The organism is Streptomyces sp. NBC_00654 (assembly GCF_026341775.1).
In the GTDB taxonomy this organism is placed as follows: domain Bacteria; phylum Actinomycetota; class Actinomycetes; order Streptomycetales; family Streptomycetaceae; genus Streptomyces.
The window spans coordinates 1,531,626-1,554,796 of the sequence record NZ_JAPEOB010000001.1; the positions used below are offsets into that span (position 1 = coordinate 1,531,626).

11 protein-coding genes are annotated in these 23,171 nt (G+C 72.6%); 2 read left to right on the forward strand and 9 right to left on the reverse strand.

All coding sequences use genetic code 11. The features are described from left to right. Positions 1-205 precede the first annotated feature (205 nt). A complete protein-coding gene (locus OHA98_RS06770) occupies positions 206-2,443 on the forward strand; it encodes a transglycosylase domain-containing protein (RefSeq protein ID WP_266923339.1) in 2,238 nt (745 codons plus the stop codon). A gap of 69 nt (positions 2,444-2,512) precedes the next feature. Here OHA98_RS06770 and OHA98_RS06775 read toward each other — a convergent pair whose 3' ends face one another. The 4 genes from OHA98_RS06775 to OHA98_RS06790 all read right to left on the reverse strand — a co-directional run bounded on the left by OHA98_RS06775 (position 2,513) and on the right by OHA98_RS06790 (position 8,729). After that, on the reverse strand, positions 2,513-3,976 hold the full coding sequence (locus tag OHA98_RS06775) for a catalase (RefSeq protein WP_266923341.1): 1,464 nt from the start codon (positions 3,974-3,976) through the stop codon (positions 2,513-2,515). A gap of 189 nt (positions 3,977-4,165) precedes the next feature. Continuing rightward, on the reverse strand, positions 4,166-6,097 hold the full coding sequence (locus OHA98_RS06780) for an ATP-binding SpoIIE family protein phosphatase (protein ID WP_266923343.1): 1,932 nt from the start codon (positions 6,095-6,097) through the stop codon (positions 4,166-4,168). Between the two features lie 370 nt (positions 6,098-6,467). Continuing rightward, positions 6,468-7,154 carry a DUF402 domain-containing protein gene (locus OHA98_RS06785; RefSeq protein WP_266923344.1) on the reverse strand — a complete coding sequence of 229 codons (687 nt, stop codon included), beginning with the start codon at positions 7,152-7,154 and terminating at the stop codon, positions 6,468-6,470. 171 nt (positions 7,155-7,325) lie between these two features. After that, the gene (locus OHA98_RS06790; RefSeq protein ID WP_266923346.1) at positions 7,326-8,729 is read right to left on the reverse strand and encodes an aspartate ammonia-lyase; all 1,404 of its coding nucleotides are present in this window, start codon (positions 8,727-8,729) and stop codon (positions 7,326-7,328) included. Between the two features lie 106 nt (positions 8,730-8,835). Here OHA98_RS06790 and OHA98_RS06795 point away from each other — a divergent pair, with 106 nt between their 5' ends. Further along, positions 8,836-10,371, forward strand: coding sequence for a ricin-type beta-trefoil lectin domain protein (locus OHA98_RS06795; protein ID WP_266923348.1), 1,536 nt, complete (start codon positions 8,836-8,838; stop codon positions 10,369-10,371). Positions 10,372-10,478: 107 nt separating this feature from the next. Here the strand turns inward: OHA98_RS06795 and OHA98_RS06800 are convergent, their stop codons facing one another. The 5 genes from OHA98_RS06800 to OHA98_RS06820 all read right to left on the reverse strand — a co-directional run bounded on the left by OHA98_RS06800 (position 10,479) and on the right by OHA98_RS06820 (position 23,155). Continuing rightward, positions 10,479-11,201, reverse strand: coding sequence for a thioesterase II family protein (locus OHA98_RS06800; RefSeq protein WP_266923349.1), 723 nt, complete (start codon positions 11,199-11,201; stop codon positions 10,479-10,481). Positions 11,202-11,267: 66 nt separating this feature from the next. Next, entirely contained in the window at positions 11,268-12,569 is a 1,302-nt protein-coding gene (locus OHA98_RS06805) for a M18 family aminopeptidase (RefSeq protein ID WP_266923351.1), read from the reverse strand. After that, positions 12,566-18,571, reverse strand: coding sequence for a MupA/Atu3671 family FMN-dependent luciferase-like monooxygenase (locus tag OHA98_RS06810; protein ID WP_266923353.1), 6,006 nt, complete (start codon positions 18,569-18,571; stop codon positions 12,566-12,568). Before OHA98_RS06810 ends, OHA98_RS06805 begins: the two co-directional genes overlap by 4 nt. Then, entirely contained in the window at positions 18,568-21,858 is a 3,291-nt protein-coding gene (locus OHA98_RS06815; protein ID WP_266923355.1) for a type I polyketide synthase, read from the reverse strand. Before OHA98_RS06815 ends, OHA98_RS06810 begins: the two co-directional genes overlap by 4 nt. After that, positions 21,803-23,155: an MFS transporter gene (locus tag OHA98_RS06820; protein ID WP_266927767.1), complete on the reverse strand. Its 1,353-nt coding sequence runs from the start codon at positions 23,153-23,155 to the stop codon at positions 21,803-21,805. The genes OHA98_RS06815 and OHA98_RS06820 overlap by 56 nt, the downstream gene beginning before the upstream one ends. Between the last annotated feature and the right edge of the window lie 16 nt (positions 23,156-23,171).

Below are 23,171 nucleotides of genomic sequence, written 5' to 3' on the forward strand. Positions count from 1 at the left end.
GCGGCGGTGAGCCGCGCTATCAATGTGATTTCACATTAACGGTTTTCGCAACCCTGCGCACCTCTCGGGAGTCGGTTCCTACGGGAACGGGTGCTCATTGTCACGTCCGGAAAAGACCAAATCACTCGCTTTTCGCTCTCGCCGACGGTGTTAGCTGGCTGGGCTGAGCGGAGCTGGTCGAGCAGAGAAACAGGGAGCAACACCGATGGGTCGAGCGGATGCGCGACGAGCCCCGGCGCGAGGATCGCGCCGGGCTGCGAAGAGCGGCGGCATACGCGGACTCTTCACCTGGAAGAAGCTGCTCGGCGCCTTCTTCGGGCTGTGCCTGCTGGTCATGGGGGCCTTCGTGGCGCTCTACGTCTACGTGGACGTGCCCGAGGCCAACGCCATGGCCGAGCGGCAGAGCAACGTCTACAAGTACAGCGACGGCACGCTGCTCGCCCGGGACGGCAAGGGCGTCAACCGCCAGATCGTGGACCTCGCCGTCGTACCGAAGAAGGTCCAGTACACCTTCGCCGCGGCCGAGAACAAGACCTTCTACGACGACAAGGGCGTCGACCTGAAGGGCACCGCCCGCGGCCTGTTCAACACGCTCAGCGGCAAGGGCAAGCAGGGTGGCTCGACCATCACCCAGCAGTACGTGAAGAACTACTACCTGACGCAGGACGCGACCGTGAGCCGCAAGCTCAAGGAACTCGTGATCTCCCTCAAGGTCGACCAGAAGAAGAGCAAGGAATACATCCTCGCCGGGTACATCAACACCGCGTACTACGGCCGCGGAGCCAGCGGCATCCAGGCCGCCGCGCAGGCGTACTACGGCGTCGACGCCAAGGATCTCGACGTCGCCCAGGGGGCCTACCTCGCCTCGCTGCTCCAGGCCCCCAGCCAGTACGACTGGGCCGTCGCCAGCGAGACCGGCAAGCGTCTGGTGTCCGACCGCTGGGAGTACACCCTCGACAACATGGTCGAGATGGGCTGGCTCGACTCGGCCGAGCGCGCCACGCTGAAGTTCCCCGTCCCGCAGAAGCCCAAGCCCGCACCCGGGATGGAGGGGCAGACCGGCTACCTCGTGGAGGCGGCCAACCAGGAGCTGCGGAAGCAGGGACTGAGCGACGAGGCCCGTGAGGCCGGCGGCTGGACCTTCACCCTGAACATCGACAAGAAGCGCCAGAAGCAGCTGGAGAAGTCGGTCGAGGACCAGCTGGAGTCCAAGCTCGACCGCGAGGGGAACAAGGTCGACGCCACCGTCCAGGCGGGCGCCACCTCCGTGAACCCGAAGAACGGCGCCGTGGTCGCGCTGTACGGCGGCGTCGGAGCCACCCAGCACTGGATATCCAACGCCACCCGCCAGGACTACCAGCCCGCCTCCACCTTCAAGCCCCTGGTGCTGGCCTCAGCCCTGGAGAACGGGGCGAAGACCCAGGACGGCGATCTGATCGGGCTGAACACGGTCTACGACGGAACCAGCAGACGCCCCGTCGTCGGCAGCGACACCCCGTTCAAGCCGCAGAACGAGGACGACCGGTCCTACGGTCCGATCTCCGTCCAGAAGGCCCTGAACAGCTCGGTCAACTCGGTCTTCGCGCAGATGGTCGTCGATGTCACCCCCGCCGCCGTGAAGCGGACCGCGCTCGGCCTCGGCGTGCCGGACAAGAACTTCCCCGAGCGCCCCGCGATCACCCTCGGCACGATGAACGCCTCGACCTGGGACATGGCGGGCGCGTACGCCACCCTGGACAACCACGGCAAGCAGGTCACCCCGCACATCGTGAAGTCCGCCGAGCACCGTGACCTCACGGCGAAGACGGTCGACGGCATCGGCAAGCAGGTGATCAGCCGCAAGTCGGCCGACACCGTGACCTCCGGGCTCACCGGGGTCGTCGACGCCGGTTCCGGCCGGGCGGCCAACACCTCCGCGTACGACGCGGCGGGCAAGACGGGTACGTCGGAGGACAACAAGTCGGCCTGGTTCGCCGGCTACACCCCGGAGCTGACCACGGTCGTGGCGCTCTTCGGGGAGTCCGCCAAGGACGGCGGCGGGCAGGTCAGCCTGACCGGCACGGCCAACTCCGGCCGGGCCAACGGCGGTGGCTTCCCGGCGGAGATCTGGGCGGACTACACGCTCGGCGCACTGGGCGGCGGTTCGAACGCACAGTTCGACCTGGAGGACGTCGAGCGCGGCGAGGTGACCGTGACCGAGAGCCCCTCCTCGACGCCGTCCGAGTCCACGAAGCCCGAGGAGACCCCCTCGGCCCCGTCGCAGTCGCCGTCCGGGACGCCCAGCGGCCCGCCCACGGGCGCGACCACCCCGCCGCCCACGCCGACCACGACCCCGCCGACGACTCCCACCGAGTCGCCGATCCTGCCCACGGACCCGGGGGAGGGCGAGGGCAGGCCCGGCGAGGGGCAGGGAAGCAACAGCAACGACCGCCCCGGACGGTGACGGCCTCCGGGTGAGGACGGGGAGAGGGGCGGTGCCGGCCGGCACCGCCCCTCTCCCCGTCCCGGCGGATCAGCCGCCGTTCACCTTCTTCGCGATCCGGTCGCCGAGGTCCTTGTCCACATTGCGCCAGTACTGGAGCGAACGGTCCAGGACCGGGCGGCTCACCCCGTCCAGCAGATGGCCGGCGGCGTTGGAGACCAGCCGCTCGCGCGCCGCGTCGTCCATGACCTCGCGCACCAGCGTGCCCGGCTGGCCCCAGTCGTCGTCCTCACTGTGCAGCTTGTACGCCTCGTGGACCATCTCGCCCGCCGTGGCCCAGCCCGCCGGGTCGCCGAAGCGCTCGGTGTCGGCCGCCGGACCCCCGTACGAGTTCGGTGCGTACACCGCGCCCGTCCGGGCCGGCTCGTACCGCATCGGGCCGTCCTTCGCGTACGAGCTCCGCCCGAAGCGCGGCCGGTTGGGCGGCAGCTGGGCGTAGTTCGGACCGATCCGGTACCGGTGGGTGTCCGGGTACGAGAACAGCCGGCCGAGCAGCATCTTGTCGGGCGACGGACCGATGCCGGGCACCAGGTTCGACGGCTCGAAGGACGCCTGCTCGATGTGGACGAAGAAGTCCTCGGGATTCTGGTTCAGCGTCATCCGGCCGACCTCGATCAGCGGATAGTCGCCCTGCGGCCACACCTTGGTGAGGTCGAAGGGGTTGAACCGGTAGTCCGGCGCCGCGTCGAACGGCATGACCTGGACCTTCAGCGTCCAGCTCGGGTGGTCACCGCGCTCGATCGACTCGAACAGGTCGCGGCGGTGGACATCGCCGTCGGTCCCCGCCATCGCGTCGGCGTCGGCCTGGGTGTAGAACTCGATGCCCTGGTCGGTCTTGAAGTGGTACTTCACCCAGAACCGTTCGCCGCCCGCGTTCACCCACATATAGGTGTGCGAGCTGTAGCCGTTCATGTGGCGGTACGTCTTCGGGATGCCCCGGTCACCCATCAGCCAGGTGACCTGGTGCGCGCTCTCGGGGGACAGCGACCAGAAGTCCCACTGCATGTCGTGGTCGCGCACCGCGCTGTCCGGGCGGCGCTTCTGGGAGCGGATGAAGTCCTGGAACTTCATCGGGTCGCGTACGAAGAAGACCGGCGTGTTGTTGCCGACCATGTCGTAGTTGCCGTGCTCGGTATAGAACTTCAGTGCGAAGCCGCGCGGGTCGCGCCAGGTGTCGGGGGAGCCCTGCTCACCGGCGACCGTGGAGAAACGGGCCAGCATGTCGGTCTGTCTGCCGGGCTGGAACAGGTCCGCCTTGGTGAACTGGCTGACGTCGTTCGTCACCTTGAAGGTGCCGTACGCGCCGGAGCCCTTGGCGTGCACCACCCGTTCGGGGACCCGTTCACGGTTGAACTGGGCCATCTTCTCGATGAGGTAGTGGTCCTGGAGCAGGATCGGGCCGTCGGATCCGACGGTGAGCGAATGTTCGTCGCTCTCCACCGGGATCCCGGCGTTGTTCGTGGTGTACGGAAGCTGCGGGGTTTCCTCGGTCACGAGCGTCCTCCCGTCGGTGGGGGGTATCGGTCAGGTCGCCTCGTTCACACATGCAGTCAACTCCGGCGATTCCGGACCGGCAACATTTCGGTCCGGTGCGGTGATCCGGTCACCGCACCGGACCCGCGAACCCCAGCACAAAGCGCCGCCCGCCCCTTCGGGCGGACGGCGCCGGATGCCGGACAGGCCCTACTGCCCCCGCGTCGCCATCTCGAACCAGACCACCTTGCCCGTGGAGAGCCGGGTCGCCCCCCAGCGCCTGGCCAGCCGGTTCACCAGGAACAGACCGCGTCCGCCCTCGTCCGTCTCGCGGGCGCGGCGCTGCCTCGGCAGCTGCGGGGAGTCGTCGCCGACCTCGCAGCGCAGGATGTCGGTCCGCAGCAGCCGCAGCGTCACCGGCCGCTCCGCGTACCGCACGGCATTGGTGACGACCTCGCTGACGAGCAGCTCGACCTCGTCCGAGAGGTCGTCCAGGCCCCACCGGCTGAGCGCCCGGCGGGCCAGCCTGCGGGCCCGTCCCGGGGCGGCGTCCTCGGGCTCCAGGAACCAGTACGCCACATCACTCGGCGCGATCCCGTCGAAGCGGGCGGCGAGCAGCGCGATGTCGTCGTCCCGGTCACCCGGGCCGAGCATGTCGAGCACGTCGTCGCAGAGCGCCTCCAGGGGCGGCGAGTGGTCGGGACCGGTCAGCTGGGCGGTGGCGGCGAGGCGCTCGCGCAGCTGCTCGATGCCCGTCCAGACGTCGCGCAGCCGGGACTCCACCAGGCCGTCGGTGTACAGCAGCAGTGTGGCGCCCGCGGGCGCGTCCAGCTCCACGGCCTCGAAGTCGACACCGCCGACCCCGATCGGCGCCCCCGGCGGTACCCGCAGCACCTCCGCGCGCCCGCCCAGGTGCAGCAGGACGGGCGGCGGGTGCCCGGCGTTGGCGATGGTGATCCGGTGCGCGACCGGGTCGTACACCGCGTACAGGCAGGTCGCCATGCGGTCGCTGCCGAGCCGCTGCGCCTGCTCGTCCAGATGGTGCAGCACCTCCTGCGGCGGCAGATCGAGACCGGCCAGGGTCTGCGCGGTGGTGCGCAGCTGGCCCATGATCGCCGCGGAGGTCATCGAGTGGCCCATCACATCACCGACGACCAGGGCGACCCGGCTGCCGGGCAGCGGGATGGCGTCGTACCAGTCACCGCCGACCCGGGCCGTCTCGGCGGCCGGGAGATAGCGGGAGGCGAGCCGGACCCCGGTGGGCTGCGGCAGCGAGTCCGGCAGCATGGTGCGCTGGAGCTCGTCGGCGATATAGGCCTCGCGCCCGTACAGCACGGCCTTGTCGATGCCGAGCGCGGTGTGGGTCGCCAGCTGGGCCGCGACCAGCAGGTCATTGGCCTCGAACGGCGGCCGCTCGGTCCCGCGCAGGAAGACGGCGGCGCCGATCACCCGGCGCCGGCCGCGCAGCGGGGCGAGGATCGCACGGTGCCCGGTGGGCACGGTGTGACCCGCCCCGAGCAGTTCGGGCAGCGCCGCGCGGGCGGCCGCGGAGTCCCCGAACACCGGCCGTACGCCGCGCAGCACCTCGGCCAGCGCGCCGCCGGGTCGCACCTCGCACAGCTCGGCGGCGGGCAGCAGACCGGCCTGCGGGTCGGTGACGGGCAGCCGCAGGCGCTCGGTGTCCGGGACGCCCTCGCTCTCCTCGTCGGTGAGCCGCAGCCGGTCGCTGCGGCGCAGCCGCAGGACGAACGGGACGACCGGCCGCTCGTCCCCGACGGGCAGCGGGTCGCGGAGGTAGACCAGGATCGCGTCGGAGAACGTCGGCACGCTGGCCCGGCACAGCCCCAGCACGATCTCGTCCAGGTCTATGCCGCGGGCGATGCGCCGGGTGGCGGCGCCCACGAAGCGCAGCCGGTCGCCCTCGCGCCGGGCGACCGCCTGGTGGTCGGTGACGGCCGCGGGGCCGGGGATCGCGCCGGCGGCGGTCCGCGGGCCCGGTCCGGGCGCGGCGGCCGGGCCGGGGATCGCGGCGGTGGCAGGGGCGGCCCCCGCCGCGGCGTCCTGCTGCCGCGGCCGGGTGCGTTCCTGCGGCCGGGCCGCGAGGGGCTGCCGGCCTTCGTGGGAGGTGGGATGCTCCGTCACGCGTGGGATTCCGTCCGTCCGGGCCGGTTGTATGAGGCAGTCACCTCGTGGGGCGCTACTGTGCCCCGGCAAGAGCGGTAAGAACAACGGCTGTCACCGGATGCCCGCATTCGCGGGGCCGAAACCGAGCGTCCGCACGGTGGCCGGTTGACAACGTTTCCAGGGACGGGGCAGCGGACAGCGAGCATGTCTCCACCCCCTCGTAGTGGTTCCTGCGGCCGTACGTTCCGTCCGGGTCCGTGTCCCGTACGGTCCGCGCGGCCGTCGCGATGACTTGTGGTCAGGTCCTGTGCCATGCCCGCCGGTTGTGGTGGCGGGGCCCCTGAGGGGGACGATCCTACGGTCGGCCCCCTGGGGTGTTCCAAGGGTCTCACGACGGCATACGGGCAGGGGTGCGGTCCCAGTCATCCGGCAGTGGCGGCACCTGCCACCGCGGGTCCGGCCGCCAGTCCTCCCAGCCGTCGCGGAACGGCGCACCCCACTCCTGGATCACCTGGACGGCCGCACGGCCCGCCGCCCGCACCCGCCCCGCGGTGGCCGTGTCCATCAGGCCGACCCGCTGCGCCTGGGCGAACTCGTCCTCGTCGAGCCACTTCCAGCTCCGGTCCGGGTGCACGGAGATGTCGAGAAAGTGATCCTCGGAATCGACCCCTCCGGCCCAGCGGGTACGGGGCTCCTCCAGGTTGACGTACCAGTTGCGGAAGAGCCATCCGCGGTCCCAGAACAGCCACACGGACCAGGGGTCACCGGGCCTGGCGAGCTTCAGCACCCCCGAGCCGAACCAGGTCGAGCGGGCGGTCGTGCGCGGCGCGGTGTAGCGGGTGGCGAGGGGTTCGGTCTGCACCGGGGTGCCGTCGGCGAGGACCGGCCGTACGCACTCGGTGCCGGGTGCCATCCAGACGGCGAGCAGCGTCTCGGAGTCCTCGACGACGGTGACCGGGCGGCAGATGTGCACGGGGCGGGCGGCCGAGTCCCCGCGGGCCCGGCCGTTGTCGCGGTAGCGCCAGAGGATCCGGTCCCCCGGGGCCCAGCGTGAGTGCTCTCCCGTGTCTGTCATGGAGGGATCTTACGGACGCGGTCCGCCCGCCCGCTGCGATACGCGTCACCCGCCGGCGGCACGCGGCACGGCGCGTACGGCGCGTACGGCGCGTACCGCCCGTGCCGTACGCCGCGCCGCGCCGCGCGGGCGACACGGCACGCGCGGCGCGGGCGGCCCGTCGGCGGGAGGTCACGGCCGTGTCATGCGCAGGACGTCCAGCGCTTCGTCGAGCTGCTCGACGGTGAGGTCGCCGCGCTCGACATAACCCGAGGCCAGCACCGTCTCGCGGATCGTCGTGCCGTCCTTGAGGGACTTCTTGGCGACCTTCGCCGCCTCCTCGTAGCCGATGTACTTGTTCAGCGGGGTCACCACGGAGGGCGAGGACTCCGCGTACGCGCGGGCCCGCTCCACGTTCGCGGTGATGCCGTCGACCGTGCGGTCGGCGAGCAGCCGGGAGGCGGTCGTGAGCAGCCGCACCGACTCCAGCAGGTTCTTCGCCATCACGGGCAGCATCACGTTCAGCTCGAAGTTGCCCGCGGCGCCCGCGACGGCGACCGTCGTGTCGTTCCCCGTCACCTGGGCGGCCACCATCAGCACCGCCTCCGGGATGACCGGATTCACCTTGCCCGGCATGATCGACGAGCCGGGCTGGAGGTCGGGCAGGCTGATCTCGGCCAGTCCGGTGCGGGGGCCCGAGGCCATCCAGCGCAGGTCGTTGGAGATCTTGGTCAGGGAGACCGCGATCGTCCGCAGCTGGCCGGAGGTCTCCACGAGTCCGTCCCGGGCGCCCTGTGCCTCGAAGTGGTCGCGGGCCTCGGTGAGCGGCAGCCCGGTGGCGGCGGCGACCTCGGCGATCACCGCGGCCGGGAAGCCGGGCGGGGTGTTGATCCCGGTGCCCACCGCCGTACCGCCCAGCGGGAGCTCGGCGAGGCGGGGGAGCGAGGCGCGCAGCCGCTCGACGCCGTAGCGGATCTGGGCCGCGTAGCCGCCGAACTCCTGGCCCAGGGTGACCGGGGTGGCGTCCATCAGATGGGTGCGGCCCGACTTGACGACCTCCGAGAATTCGGCCGATTTCCGCTCCAGGGCGTCCACCAGATGGCCCAGCGCCGGGATGAGGTCGGCGGTGACGGCGGCGGTCGCGGCGATGTGGATGGAGGACGGGAACACGTCGTTGGACGACTGAGAGGCGTTCACATGGTCGTTGGGGTGGACCTCGCGGCCCAGGCGTTCGGTGGCGAGCGTGGCGATGACCTCGTTGGTGTTCATGTTGGACGAGGTGCCGGAGCCCGTCTGGAACACGTCGACGGGGAAGTGCTCGTCCCACCGGCCCCCGGCGACCTCCTCCGCCGCCTCCCGGATCGCTCCGGCGATGTCCGCGTCCAGTACCCCCAGCTCCGCGTTGACCTTGGCGGCGGCCGCCTTGATCCGGGCCAGGGCCTCGATGTGGGCGCGCTCCAGCCGCTGTCCGGAGACCGGGAAGTTCTCCACGGCCCGCTGGGTCTGGGCGCGCCACTTGGCGTGCGCCGGGACCCGCACCTCACCCATCGAATCGTGCTCGATGCGGTACTCCGTGGCGCCTGACGAATCGTCCATGGTGTGTAAACCTCCTGAAAAAGTTGAGCACTTGTCTCGTTCTATGTATTCCCTTGGCGGCTACCGACCAGTAAATACCGGGGGTAACAACTCACCAGGAGGCGCAATGAGGCGCACCAGGCTCAGACTTCGCGGGCTTCGCTGTACGGTCGCGGCAGCCGCGGCCCTCGCGGCGGCCGTCGGCGGCATGGCCGCCGCCGGACCGGCAGGCGCGAGCGAGTCCCGTACCACCACTACCGCATCCGCCCCTCTCCCGCCCGAACTGGAAGCCGTCCGGGCCGCGGAAGCCACCCAGCTGTACGGCAGCCCCGCCGAACGGCCGCTCGCCGACCGCAAGACCGGGCTGATCTCGCTGGGCGACAGCGAGATCTCCGGCGAGGGCGTCGGCACGTACGAGCCCGGCACCAACGGCCCGGACAACTGGTGCCACCGGTCACCCGACGCCGCCATCCACCGCACGGGCATCGCGGCGGACGTCACGTACAACGTCTCGTGCTCCGGCGCCTATACCGGGAACATCAAGATCGGCGGATCCAAGCAGTACGCCGATGAGCTGGTCCAGAGCGACAGCCTCGCCGTGAAGGCGCGCAACACCCGTATCAAGATGATCGTGTTGGTGGCCGGGGCCAACGACGACCTCCAGTTCGGTCCGGTCATGACCGACTGCGTGGTGCGCTACATCAGCCTCCAGGGCCCCTGTGAGCCCAAGTACGCCGGTGGCTGGCAGGCGCGCGTCGACGCGCTCGTCCCCAAGGTCGAGCAGACGGTCCGGGACCTGCGCACCGTCATGACGGGCGCGGGCTACGCCAACGGCGACTACAAGCTGGTCGTCATGGGCTACCCGAGCCCGATCGGCCCCGACTTCCGCGACAACCCGGACTTCCCCGGGAAGCTCGCCTGCGGCGGTCTCGGCTACGACTCCGACACCGTCTGGGGCCGCAACACCGCCGTCCCCGCGTTCGAGGTCGGCATGCGCAAGGCCGCGGCCTCGACCGGAGCCGTCTTCCTCGACAACTCCCGGCTCTTCCACGGCCATGAGGTCTGCACCCAGCAGACCTGGGCGCGCGGACTCTACATCGACCTCACCAAGCCGGGCACACCGGACGAGAACTCGGTACGGCAGTCCTTCCACCCCAACGCGGCCGGCCACGGCGCCTTCGCGTCCTGCCTCACCCAGATCTACAACTCCGGCCTGCGTGAGGCCGGCTGCGCCGACCCGGGCAGCACGGGCAGGCCGGTGCTCCAGCCCGCCGCCTGGGACGACGTCTTCAAGCCGCTGAAGAACGAGGCCACCGGCACCTGTGTGGACGTCCCCGCCTCGGAGACCCGCAACGGCACCGCGATCGGCGGCTGGGACTGCCACGACGGCCGCAACCAGGGCTGGTGGTACGACTCCACCGAGCGGACCGTCCGCACCGAACTCAGCCACGACCGGTGCCTGGACGTGCCGGGCGCCAAGTACGACGCGGGTGCCGCGCTCGTCGTGTGGGACTGCTCGGGCGCGGCCAACCAGAAGTTCGTCCAGCAGGCGGGCACCCTCCGCCCGGCCGCGGCGACCGGGCTCTGCCTGACCCTGGCCGGGGCCAAGGACCCGCTCAGGCTCCAGGCGTGCGACGGCGGCGCGAAGCAGCGGTTCGTGTAGGGACAGCCCTTCCGGCCGACGGCGCCGGGAAGGACGGGGGCGTGTGGGAAGGGGTGGCCGCGGTGTGCCGTGGCCACCCCTTCCCCTCGCGGACCGGACGGCGGGTCTCAGCCGTCCCGGGCGGTACGCAGCCCGGCGGCCACCAGCTTCAGCAGCGCGGCGGGCTGATCGGCCAGATACATGTGCCCGCCGTCCAGTTCGGCCACGGTCAGCACACCCGTGGTCGCCCGGCACCACTGCGCCGCGTCGCCCGGCCCGACCAGCGCGTCCGACCGGCCCCGCACCGAGGTGACGGGCGCCGACAGCGGGCGGTCGGACGAGGGCACGTACGTCTCGTGGAGCCGCACGTCGGCCCGGAGCGTGGGCAGCAGCAGCTCCCGCATCTCCGGGTCCTCCAGCGCCGGATGGGCGTACCCGGCGAAGCTCTTCACCCGCGCCGTGAACTCCTCGTCCGGCAGGCCGCCCGCCCGGTCCGTCCTTGCCGTCCACGGGCCGGGGGACCCGCTGACCACCAGGGACTCCAGCCGCGGGCCCGCCGCGCCGGGGGCCTGCTCGATCCGGTGCGCCAGCTCGTACGCGAGCACCGCGCCCATGCTGTGACCGAACAGGGCCACCGGCCCGCCCGCCCCGAGCGCGGCGGTGACCTGCGCGTACGCGTCGTCCACGGCCGGAGCCGCCGAGGTGTACGCGGGTTCGGCGAACCGTTTCTCACGGCCCGGCAGCTGCACCGGGAGGATCCGCAGACCCGCCGGGGCCAGCGCCTGCCACGGGGCGTAGAACGACGGACCCGCCCCGGCGAAGGGCAGGCAGATCAGGACGGTCTCTTCCACGGTCTCTCGGTCCTTCTTCCGGTCCGGCGGTACGAACAGGGCGTCCAGCACGTCCAGGGGCCCGGGTCAGCCCCCGGTCATGATCGCGCCCAGGATGGCCGCGAGATACGCCGGGTCGTCCGCACCGCACAGCTCGCGCGCCGAGTGCATGGACAGCCCCGGCACTCCCACGTCGACCGTCGTGACGCCCAGCCGGGCGGCGGTGAGCGGGCCGATGGAGGTGCCGCACGGCATCGCGTTGTTGGAGACGAACGGCTGCCACGGAGCGCCCGCGCGCTCGCACGCCGCCGTGAACACCGCGATACCGGTGCTGTCGGTGGCGTACCGCTGGTTCACATTGACCTTGACCGTGGGCCCGCCGTTGGGCAGCGGCCGGTGGTCCGGGTCGTGCCGCTCCGCGTAGTTGGGGTGGACGGCGTGCGCCATGTCCGCGGAGACGCAGAAGGCACCGGACAGGGCCCGCGACCAGTCCTCGCCGCTGCCGCCCCGGGCCGAGACGGAACGCGACAGGACCCGCTCCAGCAGCGGGCTCTGCGCACCGGTCTCCGAACCGCTGCCGACCTCCTCGTGGTCGAAGGCGGCCAGCACGGGGACGTAGGCCGGCTCCTCGACGCCGGTCGCCGCACCGACCAGCGCCGTGACCCCCGCGTGCACCGAGATCTGGTTGTCCAGCCGGGACGCCACCACGAACTCCCGGTCGACGCCCAGATATCCGGGCGGCTGGATGTCGTGCAGCATCAGGTCCCAGCCCAGCACATCGGCCGGGTCCTCCTCGGCGGCCGCCGCCACCCGCCGCAGCAGCGCGCCCTCCTGGGGATCACCGAGCGCCCAGACCGGGGCGATGTGCCGCTGCCGGTCGAGTGCCACACCCTCGTTGACCGAACGGTCCAGATGAATGGCCAGCTGGGGTACGCGCAGCAGCGGTTCGTCGATCTGGACGAGCCGGTATCGCGGGGTGCCGTCCGGGCCGCGCAGGGCGAGCCGGCCGGAGATGCCCAGGTCACGGTCGAGCCAGGTGTTGAGCGGGACACCGCCGTAGATCTCCACGCCGATCTGGCGCCAGCCCGCCGTCCCGGTGTCGGGCGACGGCTTGATCCGCAGGTTCGGCGAGTCGGTGTGGGTGCCGACGATCCGGAACGGGGTGTGGGCCGGAGCGCCCTCGGGGACGTACCAGGCGATCAGCGCACCTGCGCGGATGACGAAGCAGCCGCCGGTCGCCCCGGTCCAGTCGTCCGTCCCGCGCAGCTCGCGGAAGCCGGCCTTCTCCAGGCGCTGGGCGGCGCTCGCCACCACGTGGTACGGCGAGGGGCTGGCCGCGATGAAGGAGAGCAGGTCGTCGGTGTGGCTGCGGTGGGTGGCCGGCGTCATACGGCGTCCGCCTTTCCGGTGTTCGGCAGTGACTGCGGGGGTGAGGGTGCTGCGGATGCTTCGGTCGGTACGTCGGTCAACGCGTCGGTCGGCTCACCGACCGGTTCGCCGGTCGCCTCGCCGGGTGGTCCGAGCAGTTCGCGGACCGGCCGGTCGGGCCGGGCACAGAACTCCGCGAGCAGTCCGGTGTACGAGGTGAGCAGTTCCTCGGCGGTCTCCCGGTTCCAGAGGTCCGAGGAGAACTCCAGGAACGTTCGATAACCCATCGCAGGGTCCCGGCGCGGCGCAAGCCCGAAGCACAGCTCACTGCGGGAAAGAGGCGGTGCCAGATCGGCCACCTCGACCCCGAGGCCGGGGATCTCGATGTCCGTGTCGACGGAGTTCTGGAACGCCAGGACGTGCGGCACCCGGTCCGGGACGCCCTCCGCGCCCGCGTCCCGCATCGCCCGCATGATCCGCGCGGTCGGCAGGACATGTGCCATGGCGCCCATCGCGCCCGCGCCGGTACGGGTGGCGAACTCCGCGCAGGTCTCCGCGAGATTGGCTGAATCCAGTCGTACGCGAACCATCACGGCGGTCGACGTCATCGCGACGAGCGACTCGGACTCGGTGCCCCGGCGATTGGCGTACGGCACGCTCAGCAGGATGTCCGGCTCCCCCGACAGCCTCGTCAGGAACACCCCGAGGGCCGCCGCCGCGACCGCGAACGGTGTGGTGTGCCGGGAACTCGCGAACTCCTCCACCGCCGCCCTCACCTCGCCCGACGCGACCCCGCGGATCGTGTCCCCGCGCCCGCTCAGCTTCTCGGGGCGGGGACGGTCGGTGGGTACGGGAACGGCGGACGGCACCCCCTCCAGGTACGCGGCACAGTACGCGGCCCTGGCCGCCTCGGTCTCCGGGTCGTGCTCGGCACGCTGCCGGCGGGCGTACTCCGGGGCCTGCAGGGCCGGTGCCGGGAGCGCGTGCGGGACGCCCGCCGCCGCCGCGGTGTACAGCTCGGCGATCTCGGCGAGCAGCAGCGACAGGGACCAGCCGTCGGCGGTGATGTGGTGCAGCACGAACATCAGCGTCCAGCGGTCCTCCTCGACACGCAGCAGCCGCAGCCTGGGCAGCACGGACCGGCCCAGGTCGAAGGCGCTCGCGGCGGTCTCCCGGCACAACGCCTCGGCCCGCGGCTCCCGTTCAGCGGGCGGGAGTCCGGTGAGGTCCTCCACCGGCAGCACGAGCGGAACCGGTGCGAGAACCTCCTGCCACCAGGGCCCGTCCGGCGCGTTCCCCTCCGGTACGAAACGGGTCCGCAGCGAGTCGTGCCGGGCGGTCACCCCGGCCAGCGCGGACCGCAGCGCCTCCGGGTCCAGGGGGCCGGTGAACGTGATCCGGGTCGGTATGTTCCACACCTCGGCGTGCGGGACTGCATGGTGACCGGCGATCATCCGCGCCTGCTGGTCGCTCACGGGAGCGCGGTCCAGGACCGTCTCCGGCGCCGTGCCAGGCCGGTCCCCGGGCGCCGTGCCCGGCCCGCCCTCCGGCGGTTGCGCGGCGGGCCCGCCCGTGAACTGCTCCGTCATGGCCCGCAGGGTCGCCTCGGAGAAGAAGTCCGCCAGCGGGTAGTCGACGCCGAGGGTGTCGCGCACCCGGTTCACCAGCCGGATCGCGGCGATGGAGTTGCCGCCGAGGTCGAAGAAGTTGGCGTCGTCGGGGAAGCCGCGCACATCGAGCACGGACTCCCAGACCTCCCGCAGAACGGCCGCGGTGCCGGGCGCCCCGCCGCCACCGCCCTCCCCCCGCTCCTCGGGAGCCCCGGGAGCCCCGGGAGCCCCGGGAGCCCCGGGAGCCCCGGGAGCCCCGGGAGCCCCGGGTCCCGTCGGCCCTTCCGGCCCTTCCGGCCCTTCCGGGGCCCGAGCGCCGGTCATCGTCCGCAGGGTGTCGTCCAGTTCGGCGAGATACCCGCGCGCCGTCCCGGCGTCGAACAGGTCCGCGTCGTAGCGCAGCCGCAGCCGCAGGCTCCCCGACGCCGTGCGGGTGACCATCAGGGCCAGCTCCAGCGGCGCCGACTCCGTCCCGGCCGCCACCTCCTCCGCGCGCAGACCGGGCAGTTCGATGCCGGTGAGCGGCGCGGTCCCGAGGTCGATCGACACCGTGATCAGCGGTCGCGGACCGGCCGCGGCCGGACGGACGGCGGCGAGCAGGGCATCGAGGTCCACCCTGCTGTGCGCGTCCGCCTCGAACAGGGCGCGCCCCGTGGCCCGTACGGCCTCCGGCACCGGCGTCGCGTCCGTCGCCGACAGCCGCAACGGCAGCAGCGCCACATGGAAGCCGACCGTGTCCAGCGTCTCCGGCAGGCGCCGCCCGAACGTCGTGCCGAGCAGGAACTCGTCCTGCCCCGAACGCCGGCGCAGCACCAGGTGCCAGGCCGTGCACAGCGTGGCGAACAGCGTGACCCCCCGCTCCCCGCTCCACTCCCGGAGCAGATCCGCCCGCTCCCGGTCCAGGGCGCGGGTCTCCGCCCCGCCGCGCCCCGCCACCCGGCGCCCGCGCGGCCGGTCCGTGGGCAGCTCCAGTACGGGGGACCGCTCGCCCAGCCGCGTCCGCCACCAGGTCAGATCGGCGTCCGTGCAGGGCGGTTCGGGGGCCCCGAGAGCCGTCCCGGCGGGCCTGTCGAACACGGCAGGCCGGCCGTCGGCCGCCGCCCGGTACAGCTCCTGGAGGTCCGCCGCGAGCAGTCCGGCCGAGTGCGCGTCCGTGATGATGTGGTGCAGCCCGAAGACCAGTACGTGGTCGTCGTCGGCCAGCCTGAGCAGCCGGGGAGTGAACAGCGGCCCCTCGGCCAGGTCGTAGGCACGGGTGCTCTCCTCGGAGAGCACCGCCCCGATCGCCGCGTCGGGCAGCTGCCCCCGGGCATCGGTGATCCGGAGCGGAACGCGCTGCCCGGACCGGACGACCTGCAGTACGGACTCCTCGCCCGGTCCGTCGCCCCGCCCGGCCCGGAACACGGTCCGCAGCCCCGCGTGCCGCTCCACCAGCCCGTCCACGGCGGTGCGCATCGCCGCTTCGTCCAGCGGCCCGCGCAGCCGTACCGCCTGGGTCTCGTTGTACGCGGCACGGTCGCCGAGCAGCCGGGAGGACAGCCAGAGCCGGCGCTGCGCGGCGGTGGCGGGCGCGGTGCTCGTGCGCGCCCGCTCCTGGGTGCGGCGGCGCAGCAGGTCCAGCTGCCCGAGTCCCGCCCGCAGCCGTTCCGCGCTCATCCCGAAGTCGACGAGCGCGGCGATCTCGTCGACGCCCGCCCGGTGCAGCGCGTCGACGAGCGGCGCGACACCCTCCGGCGAACCGATCAGTGCCCGCTGGTCGCAGTACCGGTCGTAGGCCCGCCGGAACAGATAGTCGAGGTCCTCCTCGCTCGACTCCGCGATGTCCCGCGGGCTGCGGCCGAGCGCGGTGGCGGCCGACCGCATCAGCAGCGACGAGCGCAGATAGCGGACCATCGGCTCCAGCGCCTCGGCCCGCGCGGTCCCGTGATCCGTACCGAGGTACGTGTGCAGCAGGACGGTCACCCGGCCCGTCTCCGGATCCAGCCCGCACTCCGCGCGGACCTGCCGGTAGTACGCGATGTGCGCGGCCAGCTCCTCCACGGTCTGGCTCATCAGATTGGTGACGACACCGAGCCCGCGCCGGGCCGCCTCCCCGTACGAGGCACGCCGCCCGGAGGTGGCGAGGAACATCGGCGGCTCCTCCTGCACCGGACGCGGCTGGATGCGTACGCCGGTCTCGGCGCCCTCGCCCGTACGCCGCCGGACGGCCTCCCCGCGCCACAGCGCGCGGACCTCGTCCAGGTGGGCGAACGCGATCTCGCGGCGGTCGGCGAACCGGTCGGGGTGCAGCGCGAAGTCCTGGGCGTGCCAGCCGGTGGCGCACCCGATGCCGACCCGGCCGCCGGAGAGGTTGTCGACGACCGACCACTCCTCCGCCACCCGCACCGGATCGTGCAGCGGCAGGACGACGGAGCCCGCGTTGATCCGGATCCGGCCGGTCTCGCGGGCGAGGGCGGCGGCCAGGACGGCGGGGTTCGGGAAGAGCCCGCCGAAGGAGTGGAAGTGCCGCTCGGGGAGCCAGAGCGAGGAGAAGCCGTGCTCGTCGGCGAAGCGGGCGGTCTCGAAGACCGTCCCGTACGCCTGGGCGGCGGCCGGCGCGGTGTCCGGGCCGTCCGTGGCGGGACCGGCGTTCTCCGGGTGATGGCTCTGCGGGTGACCGTTATCCGGGTGGTCGCTCTCCGGGTGGTCGCTCTGCGAGTGGTCGCCGAAGAAGTACACCCCGAAGTCGGGGGCGGGGCGCACCGGCCGTACCGGCGGGCGCACGGGCTTCGCCGCGGGTGCCGTACGGGGGAAGAACCCACCCTCGCGCAGTTCGCGGAGCGACCCCTTCACCGCGTCCGCCACCGCCGCCACGTCCTCGTCCGTGTGCGCGGTGGAGAGGTAGAAGCTGCGCCACTCCCAGACGTACACCCCGCGCAGCTGGAGGTGGTGGTAGAGCAGCTCCATGTCGGCGCGGTGGGTGAAGCGGAACATCGAGCCGAAGTGGGCCAGTTCCAGCGGGAACTCCTCGTCCCGGAAGAAGGCGTTGAGCTGTCCGGCGAGGGCCGAGGTGCGGGCGTTGAGCCCCTCCTGGAGCCCCGGCCCCCGGTCCCTGAGATGAGTGAGCACCGCTCTCGCCGCCGCCATCGAGAGCGGGTGCTGCATATACGTGCCGCCGATGAAGGTGGTCTCCCGAGGGGGCCGGCTGCCGTCCCCGTACTGCCAGAAACCGCCGTCGACCCCGTCGAGCAGATCGGCCCGCCCCGCCACCGCCCCGATGGGGAAGCCGCTGCCGAGCGCCTTCCCGTACGTGGCGAGGTCGGGGACGACACCGAAGTGTTCCTGGGCGCCGCGCGGGTGCGGGCGCAGTCCGGTCAGCATCTCGTCGAAGAGCAGCACGATGCCCCGGCGCTCGGTCAGTTCGCGCAGGGAGCGCAGGAAGTCCACCGGCCGCAGCGCGGGATCGCGGCACTGGACGGGTTCGACGAGGACGGCCGCGATGCGGTCGCCCAGCGCGTCGATGGCGTCGAGGGACTCCTGATCCCCGTACTCCAGCACGATCAGGTCGGCGACGGCGCTCGACGGGATGCCGCGCGAGACGGGGACGGCGTGCCGGTCCGGACCGCCGGGGCGGCCGAGCACGGAGTCGATGTGCCCGTGGTACGAGCCCCGGAACATGACGATCTTGTCGCGCCCGGTCGCGGCGCGGGCCAGCCGTACGGCCGCCGAGTTCGCCTCCGTGCCGGACGTGGCGAAGGCCACCCGCTCCAGCCCCGTCAGCCCGGCGAGCAGCGCCGCGGCCTCGCCGGTGTCGGGGGAGCGGGGGCCGAAGCGGAGGCCCCGGGAGAGATGGCGCCGGACGGCCTCGGTGACGAACTCCGGTTCATGACCGAAGAGCAGGGCACCGAAGCCCATGGTGATGTCGGTGTAGTCGTTGCCGTCGACATCGGTGAGCCGGGAGCCGTGCGCCGAACGCGCGGCTATCGGATACAGCATCTCCTTGGTGGCGTCGCGGAACCCCACGACGGCCCGGCTGTCCGCGAGAACGGAACGGTGCTGCTGGGCGAGCCGCTTGGAGGTGCGGGTCCGCTCGGTGAACCTGCGGACGAGTGAGTCGGTGTGGGCCCGCTGCGCGGCATCGGCCCGGTCCGCTCCGGCCATCCCGCCCGCCGCGTCGACGACGAGGCGGGGGCCGTGGGACGGGGCCGCCGGGGGAGGAGTGCGCTCCTGCGGCGGTTGCGCCCGGGCAGGCGGGGGCTGTCGGGCGGGCGTCGGCCGTTGCGCGGGCGTGGGCCGGGGTGCCCGCGGTGGCGTCCGCCGGGCGCGGTCCCGGGCGGCGTCCGCGAGTTGCCGGGTCAGCCGCCGGGAGAGCTCCGCCGCCCTGTCCACCGCGTCGGCCGTCGCGTCCCGGCCGCCGGTGTGCGGGGCGCTCATCGGTCCGCCACCTCGGTGCGGCCGGTCAGCAGGGCGACCGCGTCGGAGAGCTGGGTCAGCATCGCGGCCTGGGTCTCGGCCAGCAGGCGTATCTGGCGGGACAGTTCCTCGACCTCGGCGCGGGTGGCGAGGGCGGGCTCCCGGTCCGCTACGGTCACGGGGGCCGGCACCGGAGACCGCACGGGTATCGGCTCGCGCAACGGCTCCTCCGCCGGGTCGGTCACCGTACGGCCCGCTATCAGCCGGGCCGTCAGCCTCGGGGTACCGGCCTCCTCCAGGATCTCCCGCATGGCCAGCTCCACGCCGAACTCCGCCTCCAACTGGCGGACCATGCCGATCAGCTGGAGCGAGTCCGCGCCCATCGCCACGAACGTGCGGTCGGCGTCGGCCGCCGAGGGCCGGTGGCCCAGATGGCGGGCGGCCAGTTCCAGCACCCGGTCCAGTACGGCCTGTTCGGTCATGCCATCCTCCGTCGTGCGTGCGGATATGTGCTGCGGGGGTGCGGTGGCCCGGACCGGCCCCGGGCCCTCCCAGTACGACTGATGCCGGAACGGGTACGTCGGCAGCGGCACCCGCCCGCCGCCGCTCCCGGCGAGCAGCGCCGTCCAGTCGACGGCCACTCCCGCGCAGTGGAGCCGGGCCACCGCGTGCTCCCACTGCCGGGTCGGCACCCGCACGGCGTCCGGCAGAGCCCGGCGGACCAGCCCGGTCAGCGTGGCGGAAGGACCCAGCTCCAGCAGGACGGGGGCGTCGCCGAGGGTGGCCAGTACGGCGGCGAAGTCGACCCGCGCCCGGGCCTGCCGGACCAGGTGGCCGGCGTCGGGCAGCCATCCGACGGGCCGTACGGCACCGTCGAGCCCGCTGACGAACTCCGTGCGCAGCGGCCGGAGTTCCGTCCTGCCGACAAGGACCCGGAGCCCGTCGAGAACCGGGTCGAGCAGCGTGGTGTGGAAGGCCCGGTCCAGGGCCAGCGGCTCGTACGCCTCGCCCCGTTCCGCCAGCAGGGACCGTGCGGCCGCGACCGCCGCCGGGGGGCCGGCGAGGACATGCAGGGCGGCGCCGTTGACCGCGGCGAGCTCCAGGCAGTCGACCCCGGCCAGCAGCTCCCGTACCCGCTCCCGTGTCACGAAGGCGGCGAGCATGGCCCCGGGCGCCACTTCGTTCTGCATCAGCCGGCCGCGCCGGCACACCAGCCGCATCGCGTCCTCGACGTCCATCGCCCCGGCCACGCACAGCGCGGCGTACTCGCCGACGCTGTGTCCGGCGACCCGCGCCGGAGTGACACCGAGCTGTTCCCAGAGCCGGGCCTGGGCGATCTGGAGGGCGAAGAGCGCGGGCTGCGCGAAGGCCGTGTCCCAGCGGTCCGGCCCCCGGCCGTCCACGACCCGCGCCAGGAAGTCGCGGTGGCCGGTCTCCTCCTCGTACAGCCGGGCGCAGAGGGCGAGTGTCGCGGCCACCACCGGGAAACGTGCCGCCAGTTCGGCGCCCATGCCGGGGCGGGTGCTGCCCTGCCCGCTGAACAGGAAGACCGGCGCCACCGCGCCGCCGCCCTCCTCCACCACACCCGTCACATATGTCCCGCTTGCCGCCGCCCCCGCCGTGCCCTTTCCGTCCGCCGTCCCTGCCGCGCCCGCCGCCCCCGCCGTGCCCTTGTCGCCCGTCGCGCCGTCGCGCAGGAACGCGTCGAGCCCCGCCACCGGGTCCGCCGCCGTGACGACCAGCCGGTGCGGCAGCAGCCGGCGTCCCAGCGCGGTGGTGACCAGCAGATCGGCGGGGGCGGTCTCCGGGTGGCGGACGAGATGGTCACGCAGCGAGCGGGCGTACGCCACGAGAGCGTCCGCACTCGCGGCGGACAACGGGAGCAGCGCGGGCACCGGGAGCAGCGCGGGCACCGGCGGGGAGACCGGGGGCGCCCCCTCGGCACGCCGGGACGCCTCCGCTGCACGCCGGGGCGTCCGCTCCGTACGCCGAGGTGCGTCGGGCGCCTGTTCCATGATCACGTGCGCATTGGTACCGCCCATGCCGATCGAGTGCACACCGGCTCGCCGCACTCCGCCCGCCGGCCAGTCCAGCTCGCGGTCCGGCAGGACGAAAGGGCTCGCCCCGACCGCCAGCGCCGGGTTGGGGCGGGAGAAGTTCACCAGCGGAGGGATGATTCCGTGCCGCAGCACCTCGATCGCCTTGATCAGTCCGGCGAGCCCGGCCGCGCTGTCGAGATGACCGATGGCGGGCTTCGTGGAGCCCAGCGCGCAGAACCCGGTCCGGTCGGTGTACCGGCGGAACGCCTCCGTCAGGGCGGCGAACTCGATGGGGTCGCCCTTGAGCGTGCCCGTACCGTGCGCCTCCAGATAGCCGACCGACTCCGCGGACACCCCGGCCGCGCGCAGCGCTCCGAGCACGGCGTCGCGCTGCCCGGCGATGCCCGGCGCGGCGAACCCCGCCTTGTCCGCCCCGTCATTGGTGACGGCCGACCCCAGGATCACGGCGCGCACGGTGTCCCCGTCGGCCAGCGCGCGGTCCAGCGGCTTCAGCAGGACGGCGGCGACCCCGTTGCCGCCCACGGTGCCGTCCGCGTCCGCGTCGAACGCCCGGACCGTACCGGTGGGGGAGAGCGTGGAACCCCTCACCGGGAGGTGTCCGGTGATCTGCGGCAGATGCAGGGCCGAGGAGCCCACCAGCATCAGCTCCGCGTCCCCGGCCCGCAGCGCCTGGCAGGCCAGGTGTACGGAGACCAGCGCACTCGAACAGGCCGTCGCCACGTTCACCGCGGGACCGGTCAGCCCGAGCCGGTACGCTGCCCGGTTCGCGGTGAAATCCGGGTAGTTGCCGACCTGTACCTGCTTGGCGGTCATCCAGTCGCCGGAGCGGGACTCCTCGCCCAGATTCTCCGCGAGATAACTGTGCAGCGAGTACAGCCGGTAGCCCGCGCTCCCGTACACCCCGATCCGTACCGCTTCGTCCGGTCGCGCGTACCCGCCGTCCTCCAGCGCGTGGAAGCAGCACTCCAGGAACAGCCGCTGCTGCGGATCGGTGAGCGCGGCCTCCCGCCCGCTCATCCCGAAGAAAGCGGCGTCGAAGCCGTCCACGGAATCCAGCAGCGCGCTCGCGCCGACGTACCCGGGGGTGCCGTACTCCGACTCCGGCATTCCCGCCGCCGCGAACTCGGCGTCGGTGAAACGGCGTACCCGGCTCACACCGGCGCGGATGTCGCGCCAGTACGCCTCGGTGCTGTCAGCTCCGGGAAACCTCAGCGCCGTCCCGATCACCGCGATGCGGTTCTCCTTCAACTGCCTCTCCCCTCCGCAGCCCCGCCACCCGCAGCAGGAATGCCAGGGCGACCACGATGGCAGCCCCATGGGACCACGCGACCACGGTGAAGGAGGTGTACCGGTCGAGGGCGGCGGCCACGAGGATCATGCCGACCCCGAAGCCGAGGTTCTCGAACGTGGCGGAGAGCCCGAAGGCATGACCGCGCAAGGCGGTCGGAAGGGTCTGGAGATGCGAGGTGTACGACACCTCGGTGAGCCCGTCCGCGGCGCCCGCGACCAGCGCGATCACCGCCGTCACGCCCAGCGGGAACCCCGCGAAGGCCAGGATGAACGCCGCGGACATCACGATGGTCCCGTAGCCGAATCCGAGGGCGCCCACGGAGCGCCCGGCGCGCCTCGCGTACCGCTGGATCACCTGCTGCGCGGCGATGTTGCCGACCGCCCACACACACCAGAAGGCGGAGACGAACACCGCGGGGTTGGACGCGTCCAGCTCGGTGGAGTAGACCGGCAGCGCCGCGTTGTGGGAGGAGGAACCGAACGCGTCCACCCCGCGCAGCGCCACCATCAGCCCCATGCCGGGCGCGGCGGCCAGCGCCAGCACGGCGACGGGCATCCGCCGCCCCGGCTTCCGGGCCGCCGCGCCCTCGCCGGGCCCTCCCGCCGGCTTCCCGTCCGCGCGCCCTCCGGAATCCCCCTCCGCGTCCGGCGTGGCGCCCGCACCCCTGCCGCCCCCCGCGATCGGCAGCAGGGCCACCGTCACCGCACAGGCCACAAAGGTCGCCATGTCGACCACGAACGCCGCGGTGTACCCGACCAGGGACACCACCACACCCGCCGAGGCGAAGCCCGCCACCATCGCCAGCGAACGTCCCGTGATCGACAGGGAGTTCGCCCAGGGCCGGCGGTCCTCGCGGACCATCTCCGGGATCGAGCTGCGCAACGAGACCATGAACAGCGTCCCGCAGGCGCCGACCACCACCGAGACGGCCATCAGCGAGGCCGTCCGCAGACCGTCCGGAGCCACGATGAGCAGCAGCATCACCGCCGCCTGCGCGACATTCGTCCACAGCATGACGCTTTTCGCCGTGAACCGGGCGAGCAGTCCGCCCGCGACCAGTCCGGCGACAAATCCGGAAGCCAGGCGTACGGCCATGAACAGGCCCATGGCGAGTGCTCTGCCCGTCGTCTCATAGACGAAGAGATTGAGCGCCACCATATTCAGGAACGTGCCGTACGAGGAGACCGCGTAACCGGCGACGAGGAATCGATAACGCCGCTCGGAACGCGCCGTGCCGCGTGCGCTCTCGGCCACGATCCGCGTATCGATG

Bases quoted from the DNA above. Each gene is read 5' to 3' on its own strand.
- OHA98_RS06770 (WP_266923339.1), top strand. From the start codon at position 206: ATGGGTCGAGCGGATGCGCGACGAGCCCCGGCGCGAGGATCGCGCCGG.
- OHA98_RS06785 (WP_266923344.1), bottom strand. From the start codon at position 7,154: ATGACAGACACGGGAGAGCACTCACGCTGGGCCCCGGGGGACCGGATC.
- OHA98_RS06790 (WP_266923346.1), bottom strand. From the start codon at position 8,729: ATGGACGATTCGTCAGGCGCCACGGAGTACCGCATCGAGCACGATTCG.
- OHA98_RS06795 (WP_266923348.1), top strand. From the start codon at position 8,836: ATGAGGCGCACCAGGCTCAGACTTCGCGGGCTTCGCTGTACGGTCGCG.
- OHA98_RS06805 (WP_266923351.1), bottom strand. From the start codon at position 12,569: ATGACGCCGGCCACCCACCGCAGCCACACCGACGACCTGCTCTCCTTC.
- OHA98_RS06810 (WP_266923353.1), bottom strand. From the start codon at position 18,571: ATGAGCGCCCCGCACACCGGCGGCCGGGACGCGACGGCCGACGCGGTG.